Origin of the sequence: Rouxiella sp. S1S-2 (genome assembly GCF_009208105.1) — a bacterium.
Classification (GTDB): domain Bacteria; phylum Pseudomonadota; class Gammaproteobacteria; order Enterobacterales; family Enterobacteriaceae; genus Rouxiella.
This window is the reverse complement of the sequence record NZ_WFKL01000001.1, coordinates 3094145-3106964: the sequence shown is the minus strand read 5'-3', so window position 1 is coordinate 3106964 and position 12820 is coordinate 3094145. Positions and strand designations below refer to the sequence as shown.

The window sequence follows — 12820 nt, the reverse complement described above, 5'->3', positions numbered from 1 at the left end:
CAAATAATTTCTATTTGTGATTGCAAATGGGTATAAAAAATGAAGTTAGTATTTTCATCAGACTGCATAAAATTCCCACTGACCGGGATAGGGCGCTATGCGCTGGAATTAACCAATTATCTTCAAACCAGCGATGAAATAAGTTCGCTGCGCTACCTCAATGGCAGACAGTTAATTGATCAGCGTCCGGTGCCGGTAGAAAGTGGTGCCGTAGAGTCAAAGTTGAGAAGCGTATTAAAAAAGAATCCGCTGATTACCGAAGCTTATCGCTATACCTATCCTTGGCTTAAATCACGTGCGCTGAAGCAGGCACCCGATGCCATATTTCACTGCCCAAATTACTATCTGCCGCCTAATGTTGGCAATGCTATCACTACGTTCCATGATTTATCTATTTTTACCTGGCCTGAATGCCATCCGCCGGAACGCGTAAAATACATGCGTAAAGAGCTGCTGCTGTCGCTTAAGCGTGCAGAGAGACTGCTCACCGTTTCCGAATTCTCACGTCAGGAAATTGCCAGTTATTTCAACTATCCTCTGGATAAAATCGATGCCACACCGTTGGCAAGCAGCGGGCAGTTTTATGTACGTAAACCGGAAGAAACGGCCGAGTTGATGCGTAACCTGGGCTTAGAGCACGGCAAGTATTGCTTGTATACCGGAACTATTGAGCCTAGAAAAAATATTGCGACGCTGCTCGATGCCTATGAGAGATTGCCGCTGTCCATTAGAAATCATTACCCGCTAGTGCTGTGTGGTTACTCAGGTTGGAGTAGTGAGGCAATTCACCTCAGGTTCCAGCGTGGCGAACGCGAAGGGTGGATTAAGTATTTAGGATATGTCGCCTCGAAAGAGTTGCCATTATTATTTGCCGCGGCGAATACTTTCCTCTTCCCGTCTTTATATGAAGGATTTGGCCTGCCGGTGCTAGAATCTATGGCATCGGGCGTTCCAGTTGTTTGCTCAAATGCCGCTTCACTACCCGAAGTTGTGGGTGACGCTGCGTTAGTGTGTGAACCTCTCGATGTTGAGGCGCTGACAGCGGCTATACAGCGCTGCATTGAAGATAATCAGTGGCGCCAATTATCTATTGAGACCGGCTTAAAACAGGCTAAAAAATTCTCCTGGGCACGCTGTGCAGAAGAAACAATAGCGGCCTATAAAAAGGTTTAGAGTCTTTATGTTGAAAGTATTACATTTCTATAAAACTTACTATCCAGACTCTTTTGGCGGAATTGAGCAGGTTATTTTCCAGCTAACTGAAGGTACGGCGAATTTCAATGTTGAAAACACGGTGCTGGTATTAAGCCCGCGTGGTGACACTGACGTTAGCTCTTTCCATAAGCATAATATTACCTCTGCAAAAATTACTTTCGAGTTAGCTTCTACGCCATTTTCATTAAATGCGTTGACTAAATTTAAAAAGCTCGCCGTAAAGGCCGATATTATCCATTATCATTTCCCGTACCCTTTTATGGATTTGATACATTTTTTGGCCGGTGTGAAAAAACCCACAGTTGTTTCGTATCATTCGGATGTGGTAAAGCAAAAAAATATCCTCAAGTTTTACAAACCCCTGATGCACAAATTCTTGGGGAGCGTGAGCCGGATTGTTGCCTCATCACCTAATTATGTGCAGACCAGCCCGGTATTGCAGTGTTTCAAAGACAAGGTCAGCGTTATTCCATTTGGTATTGATGAGCAATCTTATCCGCCGGTGGGTGACGAAAAGCTGGCTTTCTGGTCGCAGCAGTTTTCTTCGCCATTTTTCCTGTTTATCGGCGCTTTTCGTTATTATAAGGGACTGCACATATTATTGGCCGCGGCTAAAAATGCGAGTTATCCCATCGTCATTGTAGGCGGTGGTCCAGCCGAAGCTGAACTAAAACAGCAAGCGGTACAGCTGAGGCTTGATAACGTCTTTTTTGTTGGAGCTCTGGAAGACGCCGATAAGTTTGCGTTACTGAAGCTGTGCCACGGGTTAGTCTTTCCATCACATCTGCGCTCTGAAGCCTTTGGTATTTCATTATTGGAAGGTGCGATGTTCGGGAAACCGCTTATTTCTTGTGAAATAGGTACCGGTACGACCTATATCAATATTCATAATGAAACTGGAATAGTTATTGAGCCCAATAACGTCGGTTCATTACGAAACGCTATGGATTTATTGGCAAATAATACCCAACTCGCTTCGCAGCTAGGCGAGAATGCTTACAAACGGTATAAGAGTTTTTTTACCTATGAGCAAATGATCAATAAGTACATGGCACTCTATAAGGACTTAACGCGCTAAGCAGTAGCTTACATTTTAAACTAACAGCCTATTTCCCTGCTTTTGCTCAGGTTTAGCTAAATAGGTTGTAGAATAACCAGCCGAGCGCCAGCTCGGAGTAATGTCGTAAAATTCGCTCTTTTTGAACTGCAATTGGACGCTGTTACCGGTAAAGTGTTGTGTGCTCGGCATAGTGGCTGAGGCTGTACTGCACCGACCACTTGAGTGGTTGCGCGAGTTATAGCTGTGATAGGTACACCCTCAGTCATTCTGATGTACAATGCTTGGGTTCATTTGTATGGCGCGGTGAAAATAAGCCTACTAAGAACAGGGGTTTGAACTTCACCGAGCTATCGACTATTTCAGACAGGAGTTGCTAATGTCCAAACAACAGATCGGCGTCGTCGGTATGGCAGTAATGGGTCGTAACCTGGCGTTAAACATCGAGAGCCGTGGTTATTCCGTTGCTATTTTTAACCGTTCTGGCGACAAGACTGATGAAGTCGTAGCCGAGAATCCGGGTAAAAATCTGGTTCCATACTACACAGTGGAAGAGTTCGTAGCGTCACTGGAAAAACCACGCCGTATTTTGCTGATGGTGAAAGCAGGCGAAGCGACAGACAAAACTATCGCCTCCCTCACACCACACCTTGATAAAGGTGACATCCTCATTGATGGCGGCAACACCTTCTACAAAGACACTATCCGTCGTAATAAAGAACTTTCAGACCAAGGCTTCAACTTTATCGGCACCGGCGTTTCCGGTGGCGAAGAGGGTGCACTGAAAGGCCCTTCAATCATGCCTGGCGGTCAGAAAGAAGCTTACGAACTGGTTGCTCCAATTCTTGAGCAAATCGCTGCACGTGCTGACGATGGCGATGCTTGCGTTGCTTACATCGGTGCAGACGGTGCGGGTCACTATGTCAAAATGGTTCACAACGGTATCGAATACGGCGACATGCAGCTGATTGCTGAAGCTTATTCTCTGCTGAAACAGTCCTTGAATCTGAGCAATGAAGAGCTGGCAAGCACCTTCGTTGAGTGGAACAAAGGCGAGCTGAGCAGCTACCTGATCGACATCACCAAAGACATCTTCACTAAGAAAGACGAAGACGGTAAATATCTGGTTGATGTTATTCTTGACGAAGCTGCCAACAAAGGCACCGGTAAGTGGACCAGCCAGAGCTCTCTGGACTTGGGCGAACCGCTGTCTCTTATCACCGAATCTGTATTTGCCCGCTACTTGTCTTCTCTGAAAGACCAGCGCGTAGCCGCTTCTAAAGTGCTGACCGGTCCTACCGTGAAAGCGTTTGATGGCGAAAAAGCTGAGTTCATCGAGAAAGTACGTCGCGCACTGTACCTGGGTAAAATCGTTTCTTACGCTCAGGGCTTCTCACAGCTGAAAGCGGCATCAGACGAAAACAACTGGGATCTGCACTACGGTGAAATCGCTAAGATTTTCCGCGCTGGCTGCATCATCCGTGCACAGTTCTTGCAGAAAATTACCGATGCTTATGCTGAAAATGCTTCAATCGCAAACTTGCTGTTGGCGCCTTACTTCAAAAACATCGCTGACGAATATCAGCAAGCGCTGCGTGACGTGGTGTCTTATGCCGTTCAGAATGGTATCCCGACCCCAACGTTCTCTGCTGCGATCAACTACTATGACAGCTACCGCAGTGCGGTTCTGCCTGCTAACCTGATCCAGGCACAGCGTGACTACTTCGGTGCACATACTTACAAACGCACCGATAAAGAAGGCGTATTCCACACCGAGTGGTTGGACTAGTCGTTAGCAGTAATTGAGTAAACACACATATACAGTTTTTATAAATATTAAAGCCGCCGACGATTTATTTCGGCGGTTTTTTTTGCTCTAAATTTTAACACGTGCGTAATCAAATTTAGTAATACGTAGTATTAATTATACATTATTCATATCGCTAGATTAAGTGGTGCTTTGTTAAAATTCACTTATTATAATTAAGTTAAAACTTACAGTCTGATATATGGGGGTGAGACTGATTTAGATGGACTGTGTTGGTTTTTGAAGTATAGTGCTGTAATTATTTTTTCGGAAAACCTTAAGTGAAGTATAAATGCAGCTTAATAAATTAGAAAACACCGCTTCTCAGTATATACCGTTCATTGATGGACTCAGAGCATTGGCCGTTATTTCGGTCATTATCTACCATCTTAACGCATCTTGGCTGCCAGGCGGATTTGTCGGGGTAGACGTATTTTTTGTGATATCAGGTTTTGTAGTCAGTGCGTCTATAGCCCATTTCAAGGGTGTGAACTTTTGGCGTTTCTTGGCCTTCTTCTATGCGAGGCGAATTAAGCGTATTTTCCCTGCATTAATTGTTTGCCTGCTGGTAACCGGCTATGTTTCAGCACTGTTTATACCTAATTCTTGGCTGAGTGACCTTAATCAACAGACACAGTTTTTTGCTTTTGCCGGCTTGAGTAACTTTATTCTGGCAGCCAATGGTCGTGATTATTTTGCGCCTACTACAGATTTTAATCCTTTTACTCATACTTGGTCGCTGGGTGTCGAGGAACAATTTTATCTAATTTTCCCCGTTTTATTTTGTGCCTGGTTATATGGTCAGCGAGGTAAACGTGCGTCTGTGGTGTTATTTGGAGTTGGGGTCGTTGTATCGCTGATTTTTTCGGCGTGGCAGTCGAGGGTTGAGCCAACCAATGCTTATTTTTTGAGCCCCGGTCGTTTTTGGGAATTAGGTGCAGGCGTTTTGCTGTACCAGATTATCACCTTATTTTCAAAAGATGGGCGGCGTAGTCAAGACAGTCTGTCCGGTTTTATCGGTACATCGGCATTCGTTGGATTGCTCATTTCATTCGCCATTTCCACCCCAAACAATTTTCCGATGCCTGGCGCAATACTTGCCGTTATATCAACTCTTGGCATAATATTTAGCTTATATAAAAAGAGTTGTCTGCCCTGGTTGCAGGCTTTGCTCGGCAACCGCTATATTCTTTTTTTTGGCAAGAGTTCCTATTCTCTTTACCTATGGCATTGGCCAACGTTTGTTCTGTTCCGCTGGACCTGTGGACTTGATACTTGGGTAACGCGATTAGCTGCCCTTGCTATTACTTTCTTGCTGGCCACACTCTCGTATTTTCTGGTTGAAAAATCGACTCGTCGCATTAGGACAGGCAAAAAACTTAACAATCCGGCTATTATCATTGCGGGTTTATGCATTATCGGATTGGCTTACAAAGCTGCTTTAGTCATTGATGCACAGTTTGATAAAATTTCTGCAAGCGTAGTCACTAAAGATGCAAACCTGTGGTATCCAGACCGAGTTGCAGCGAGTGAAGATTATCCCGGCTGTACGGCTAATCCTCAGGCAATAGTGGATGAAGGCGTTAAGGTCCTCGTTTTCAAGCCTGAAAGGTGCCTGTTAGAAAAGCCCTCACGATACAACGTGCTGCATGTAATTGGTGATTCACATACTTTGGCTTATGAGGCCTTGTATAAACAGTTTGCCATCAAAAATAATCTAGAAATCGATGTTTACAGTAACGGTGGGTGCCCATTTATTAGCTTCCAGCCTGAACGCGACCTTGATAATCCTATGTGTATGCAAAATACGCAAGACTCTCTGCGGGCATTGCATAAGCGTGTCAAGCCAGGAGATGTTCTTCTTCTGGCCTCTTTACGTTTACCTAGATTCTCGGACCAGTGGGTGTACTTCGGCACGGAATCCCATCAGAAGACCTTCTTTAGTGCACAGGCGCAGTCAAACCGAGAGCGTTCAATAAAATATGCGATCAGTACTCTGCGGAGCTTCACTTCTAAAGGCGTTCAGGTCGTATTTGATGCACCTAAACCTATTTTTAAATTACCCCCCTATCGCTGTTCTGACTGGTTTAACCGCGATAACCCTATCTGTTCTCACGGAATGACAATGGACCGTGACTTGCTTCAAACCTACCGTGCACCCGTACTGGCGAGTTATGAACAGGTGATACGTGCTTTGCCCACTGTTACAATTTGGGATCCGTTCCCTGTGTTGTGTCCGGGTAAGATCTGCAGTGTTTGGAGCGAAGGGCACTCTATGTTCTTTGATGGCGATCATTTGAGTGCGTTTGGCAACATGAAACTGCTGCCTGACTTTAGTGCTTTTATGCTACCTAGGATGGCGAAACAAATACCAGCGGCGATGGCCGAGTCAGTCTACAATTTTAAACAAGACGCGCTACCTAACTTTTTTGATAGCGTTGCTGGTTTATCACATCGGGAATCCTGGGGACGTTGGAGCGATGCTAATTTAGCACCAGCTGTGACACTCGCCTACGTTCAGCCATTGCCTACAGGCTTTACCCTGGAAATCACCGCCCAGGCTTTTACTCCCAATATCGGTAAACCAATCAGTGTTATTGTTGGCAATGAGCAACAAAGTATTGTCGTTAGTGATCAGCCTACAGTCGTTAAAATTCATTTTTCTAATTTGGAGAACGCGAACAAAATTGTCATTGTTCCTCCTTATCCCAGGAGTCCATTAGAACTTGGCATTAATGGCGATAATAGAAAACTGGGGGTCGGGCTGATATCAGTTAAAATTATTACAGACTGATTTTCTGCAAAAAAGCCACTGGGATCAGTTTTTCAGTGGCTTCACTGATGCTACATATCGCAAGCAGTACCCAAATTTAACGAGAGCGAGGAAACTTTAGGTCTTTTCCAATCTAACCCGTCATTTATATGATTCAGTTTGTAAAACTGTAATCTAATGACCTTGCTTGCAGACCTAACCTCCGCTTATCACCGCTCATTTTCAGGTCTTTTGGACTTTTAACCACCTCGAAATGAAACGCCAATGCAATTGATGATTGTCTGGGATTGATCTTCCTCACAGTAAAATCAATGGCATGATTGCCTGGGGCAAGGTCAAACTTTGTAATTTCAACACCATTAAAACTTAAGGTCCCCTTGATGGGTTGAAAATTCGAAGCGTGTAATGTAAATCGAGCTGTTTTCCATTCAGATTGCTGATTCAGTAGCATCGTTGGCTCAAGGCCATCGGTCCAGCGAAAGCCATCCTCGTTATAACTCCATTCTGGCCATAAATAAGCAAGGTTTTCGCTGCCAAACGCTAGCGAACCTTGTTTTTGCAAATTAATAGCACTCAACGCACCAATCAGACTTTTATTGTATATATAGAAAGTGGTATCCCTAAACTGCAAGGTCTCGTCGGGTACACCGAACTGTTTTTTCAGACCAGCTAAACAAATCCTGATATCTCGACACTGTTCTCCGTCGTTGTAAATAGCAACAAACTGACGCTTCCAGGCATTGTCTGCCTCAAATTGGTACCAATTATCGAAGGTCTGCGGCCGCCCAGCGAAGTTAATAAAACCAGTAGAAGTATCAAAGGTGACAGGCCTGATGATTTGATGCCAATTCGAGCGCCAACCGGTGGCCAATGAATCGGTTCCCCAGTAAGGACCATACCCATAGTGCAGATTGTGAGCCTGCATAAAGGCGATGATATCGCTGGAGGTAGAAGGGCGCTCCCTAAGCGGCGTCTGAATGAAATTGGAAGCGTAGCCTGAAATCATCAAGATTAACAACGGCACAAGCATAATTTTTCGACGGCTGATCGCCTGCAGGAAAATAACGCCAATGGTCAGATAGACAATGTTTACGAAGAATCGTGCGCTTACATAGGCACCCGGTGTGCTGCTAAGTATGAAGGCAGAAGAGATGCCAAGTACTGACATCAGGATCAGGAAATCTACATTACTTATGCGTGGGGATTTATTTATGGAGAACAGATAGAGTACCAGCACTATTACGGCAGAAATCTTGAAAAGGCTTTCACGTTCCGCGACGAACAGATTCAACATGCCGCCTAGGCCATACAAAAACCAGCCCGCATTGTCGATCATTTGTTGGGGAGAACCCAAGCTAAAGTGAGCAACGGGTAAATGAAAAATACGTTCAACGGTGTGGGTAAAAAGTACCATGCCGGTCAAAGCAGGGACGAGCAATGTCTTGAAATGGCGTATCTTTAAGAAAAATATTTCATAGAAATTCACCAGTAGCAGTGGTAAATAAAAAGCGGCAAGAAGCCATGGGTCGGAAACGGAAGCAACGATCACCAGCAGGTAGAGCACAACATCAATTATTAGGCTGCGATGCCGAAGGTTAACCAGATAAAGATAAACGCACAGCAAGCCATAGAGATTGGTCAAATTATGGGAGAAAGGGTGGGCTACATAACCTGAAACTTGGGCATAATGACTTAATCCGCAAAAAAATGGCACCAGTAAAAAGCTCAGACTATTTTTGCTACGTTCATAACAAATCATCGCTGCCAGCAGGGCGCAAAGGAACAGCTGCGCAATGGAAAGCCAACGTAATATTTCTGGAGAAGTGCCCCCGGTGACTTCAAACAGCAAAAAATGAATCGGATAGGCAGAGAAATACCAGTTATCTATCGTTGGCCGCCAATTTCTCATGACTGACCAGCCGTGCAGAGTTATCTCATGCCAGACTGTCGGCGAGTTAGCCACATCCGAATCGACAAGGAAATTGAGATTGACCACCCAGATACTGGCAGCCATGCCGATGAGCAGGTAGATAACAGTTAAGATTAACTCTTTATTTTTCATTCGGATGATGCCTGGGATAGTATGAGTCAATAAGGACTTTGAGATTGTAAACAATCAGTTGCTCGCTGTGCGCGATGATATTAAACGATTTAAACTTAACCGCCTACCCAAGACTTCATCCCTTTCAGCATGAGCCGACGAAGATTACTTAATTAGGTTTTTTTATCAATTTTCACTCCCACCGCCAGTATCGCCGCCAGCACGATAAATAAATGCCCCTCCGCTGAATCCAGCAAAAATGAGTTGAACACGTCGCAGGCCAGATAACTGCCGACCAACGCCACCAGCTGATTACGCCAGGCTAGCGGTTGATACCACGCCGCGCGCATGCAAAACATCATCCATGTCAAAAAAATTACCAAACCTAACAGGCCATTTTGAACCGTTTCCAATAAGTACTGGTTATGCGGATTGTTGATGCTGTAGCCCGTTTTTGTATTGGAGTAAAAGAAGCCACCCGCGCCATTTCCTCGCCACGGTGCCTGTTTTATTCGATGCAGTGATTCCCGAATAAACGACGTTCGCTGCCCCATTGAGTTGTTACAGGCCTGTTCTGCCTGCTGCGCAGAAGCCAGTAAACACTGTTGTACTTCCTCAACGCCCTGACTGAGTCGCTGTGCGGCACGATTGGGCACGACTACCAACAGTGTGGCAATTAGCAATCCACAGCTCAAAATAGCGAGTCGGTGACGTGTGCGAAAGGTTAGAAACATCCAGATTAACGAGCCGGCCAGCAATGCCACATAACCCGTTCGCCCCTGTACCATCAGTATGATGTTGGCGCAGGCCAATACGGCAAGTGTTGCGTAGCACGCTCGCCGTGTGCCATTTCTGGCGACGGCTTTTGCCAGCCAAAAGAGTGTGGCAAAGGCCAGGAAAACGTTCTGCGTTATTTGTAGCTTAAAAACTGTTGGATTTTGTGGGTCAATATGCCCAAGCGGGATATGCCCCAACCCGACTGCCAGACTGATTGCCAGAATCAGCATGTTGGCCAGTAAAAAACCATTGATAAACCGGCTCTTTAGTTTGGCATCGGCGTTAAAAAAAAGTGCCAAGGGTAATATATACAGTAGCTTGCCATACTTTCCGAGCATTTTGGGGCCATAATCTGGGTGCTTTGAAAAAAGCGAGACGGCTAGCAAAACAAACATCAGCGCGGGCAGCCATACAATAGGTTTTTTAACAAGTGATACTAGTAGTCGAAAGTCTCTTTGCCACAGCAGGCAAACAACGACCAGGCCCAGCGCGGCATTCATCAGCGCCGTTGACGTGGGCAGTGCAATGCCGAGCAAACAAGCGGTCAGGCTATAAAGTCGATACTTTAACGGAGCCAGTCTAAACGGCTGTGAATTGGCGTACGTTTGCATAACTTTTGACCTAATTATTGGAAAGGGTGAAAGGATCGCAGTAAAAAACCTACGCCGCCGACGATAAGAGCTTGAGCCTGTTGTCGATGGCGTTAATCACATCTGTAACCGGGATAGCGTCGAGATAGCGCTCATCTGTATCAGTATCGACCTCATTAGGCTGTGGCAGTACGCGATAATTGCCGGCCCAAAGCATCGTGTGTGCAACTTGCCAGGGTGACCACTGAGCAAGATTACTGGGGCCAAAAAGCACAACGCAGGGCGTTTTCAACGCGGCGGCCATATGCATCGGTGCTGAATCTACACCGATAAACAGTTTTGCCTGGTCAATCAGCGCAGCGAGCGTGGACAACTCTAGGCTGCCCGCCAGGTTCACCACCCTTTGCCGCATCAGGCAGCCCGCCTCAATTTCTCGTAATATGTTGATTTCACTCTGTGACTTTCCGGCGCTGAGCACTACTGTTTCACCCGCAGCGGTAAGATGATTGATAACCTGAATGAAACGGCTTGCTGACCAGGTTTTAAAAGCCCAGCGGGCTGTTGGCTGCACCAGCACGTAGTCATTAAGTCGATAATAATCAATCAACTGCCTGGCTTTATCTCTATCACTTTGCTGATAACTTTGAGTCACTTTCGTGACTTTATCCGGCAATCTTAGAGGGGAAAGGATACTGAGATTATTAAGTACCGTATGTTGCTGTTGATGGCCGCCCATATTGACCAAAAATGAATGGCAGGCGCGCCATAGATGATTATTGCGGTTCGGATAATTGAATCCGATGCTGAAGGTTGGTTTCAGAAAACGTGCATACAGCGCCGCGCGCCACTGTTCGGATAGATTTATCACCAGGTCGTAGTGACTTCTGCGTAACGTTTTCCACAAAGCTTTTTCACCTAGAAACTGTGCTCGACCTCCTTTGTTTTTGAGGCTACGGTCCACGGAATACGTTTTATCGATATGGGGGTAACCGTTCAGTATCGATTGTGTATCGCCGTAAACAAGTAGCTCAATCAATGCATTAGGGTAATTGATTTGCAGAGTACTTAGCAGCGGCGTCGTGAGCAGCACGTCGCCATAATGGCGCAGCTTGATAACAAGAATGTGCTGTACCTGTTCGCGGTGCCGTAGCCCTTCAGGCAGGCAACCGTCAGGTGAGCCGCTCTGCATTTCACAGGATGATGCGACTGAAAAAGTCGTCATGGTGATATCTTCTCGCCTTTAAAAATGTACATGCGCTTTAACTCTGAAACTAAATAATGCAGTAACTGGGGTCACAGACTGTTGATGAAGCCAAGTGTTGAATATAAATGTTGGGCAAATAATGTTCTTACCCATTCTTAAATAGGGCTGGAGTTTTATATTTTTAATTAACACTCCTTTTTATATGCAATGACTTTGCTTTTTCATGGATAAAACAAGTGGCGTGTTCGTTATAGTTATTTTTAAAATAAATAATATTAACTTTTCATGATTTCAAACGGCGGTCTTTGGTTAGCTAATGGTGTGCAAACATCAAAGGCTGTAGGTCGTACTAGCATAAGTTGGAGTACTTTATTTAAAAGTGCATTATGCTGTCAAGTAATAGAAGCAAGTCCATTCTTTTTAAAGAATATTAAATTATTCATTAATTTGATTAATTTTACTGTCTAATTTTTTGACCAAATCTTGGCGTGAATACATTTTCAGAAAAGTTTGGCTTGAAGTTAAGCGTGTTTGTTATGATTTTTTAAAATTAAGAATATTAGCGGGAAAAATAAGGCTAATTATCACTTTTTAAGGTGATATCATTTTTTACTAAGCTTTGTGGCCTGAGTTCAGGTTATATGAAAAGAGGATGAATAAAGGATGTACTCGATAATGTCATAAAAAACACCACGTAAAGCTTGGATTTACGTGGTGTTGTTATCAAAAGGTTACTTGGTGTGACGTTGACGCAGATTCTCAATCACCGTGCTGAAATCGAGGTCCTGATCTTGCAGCAGCACCAGCAGGTGATACACCAGATCCGAAGCTTCATTTTTCAGCTCAAAGCGGTCGTTGACGGTGGCGGCTAGCGCAGTTTCCACGCCTTCTTCACCAACTTTCTGCGCAATACGCTTAGTGCCGCTGGCGTAAAGACTGGCGGTGTAAGAGCTGTCCGGGCTTGCTGTTTTACGTGATGCCAGCAGCTGTTCCAGTTGGTAGAGGAAACCCCAGTCGGAGCTGGCAGGGTGGAAGCAGCTGTCGTTACCTTTATGGCAGGTTGGGCCAATCGGGTTAACCAGAATCAGCAGTGTATCGTTATCGCAGTCCGGCGTGATGCTGACAACGTTAAGGAAGTTGCCAGAGCTTTCACCTTTAGTCCACAGACGCTGCTTGGTGCGTGAGAAAAAGGTGACTTTGGCGGTTGCCTGAGTGACGTCGAGGGCTTCCTGATTCATGTAGCCCATCATCAGCACTTCGCCGGAAACCGCATGTTGCACGATGGCGGGCATCATGTTGTCGGTTTTTTCCCAGTCAAGCTGTGCCAGCTGTTCTGTACTTAGCATAACCGGATCT

The 12820-nt window shown here is 45.2% G+C and carries 8 protein-coding genes; 4 read left to right on the top strand and 4 right to left on the bottom strand.

All coding sequences use genetic code 11. The annotated features are described in order from the left end of the window. Positions 1-39 precede the first annotated feature (39 nt). From GA565_RS14390 to GA565_RS14375, 4 genes are all read left to right on the top strand, one after another. Complete coding sequence (locus tag GA565_RS14390) at positions 40-1173, top strand: glycosyltransferase family 1 protein (protein WP_152199026.1); 1134 nt, start codon at positions 40-42, stop codon at positions 1171-1173. Positions 1174-1180: 7 nt separating this feature from the next. Continuing rightward, positions 1181-2293 carry a glycosyltransferase family 4 protein gene (locus GA565_RS14385; protein ID WP_152199025.1) on the top strand — a complete coding sequence of 371 codons (1113 nt, stop codon included), beginning with the start codon at positions 1181-1183 and terminating at the stop codon, positions 2291-2293. Between the two features lie 358 nt (positions 2294-2651). After that, positions 2652-4061: an NADP-dependent phosphogluconate dehydrogenase gene (gene gndA, locus GA565_RS14380; RefSeq protein ID WP_055780298.1), complete on the top strand. Its 1410-nt coding sequence runs from the start codon at positions 2652-2654 to the stop codon at positions 4059-4061. 310 nt (positions 4062-4371) lie between these two features. Further along, positions 4372-6873, top strand: a complete 2502-nt coding sequence (locus GA565_RS14375; RefSeq protein WP_152199024.1) for an acyltransferase family protein — start codon at positions 4372-4374, stop codon at positions 6871-6873. A 133-nt stretch (positions 6874-7006) separates the two neighbouring features. Here the strand turns inward: GA565_RS14375 and GA565_RS14370 are convergent, their stop codons facing one another. From GA565_RS14370 to hisIE, 4 genes are all read right to left on the bottom strand, one after another. Further along, positions 7007-8914, bottom strand: coding sequence for a hypothetical protein (locus GA565_RS14370; protein WP_152199023.1), 1908 nt, complete (start codon positions 8912-8914; stop codon positions 7007-7009). Positions 8915-9066: 152 nt separating this feature from the next. After that, positions 9067-10281 carry an O-antigen ligase gene (locus tag GA565_RS14365; protein WP_152199022.1) on the bottom strand — a complete coding sequence of 405 codons (1215 nt, stop codon included), beginning with the start codon at positions 10279-10281 and terminating at the stop codon, positions 9067-9069. Between the two features lie 49 nt (positions 10282-10330). Continuing rightward, entirely contained in the window at positions 10331-11482 is a 1152-nt protein-coding gene (gene rfaQ / locus GA565_RS14360; protein ID WP_152199021.1) for a putative lipopolysaccharide heptosyltransferase III, read from the bottom strand. 713 nt (positions 11483-12195) lie between these two features. Next, positions 12196-12810: a bifunctional phosphoribosyl-AMP cyclohydrolase/phosphoribosyl-ATP diphosphatase HisIE gene (hisIE, locus tag GA565_RS14355; RefSeq protein ID WP_152201514.1), complete on the bottom strand. Its 615-nt coding sequence runs from the start codon at positions 12808-12810 to the stop codon at positions 12196-12198. Positions 12811-12820 lie beyond the last annotated feature (10 nt).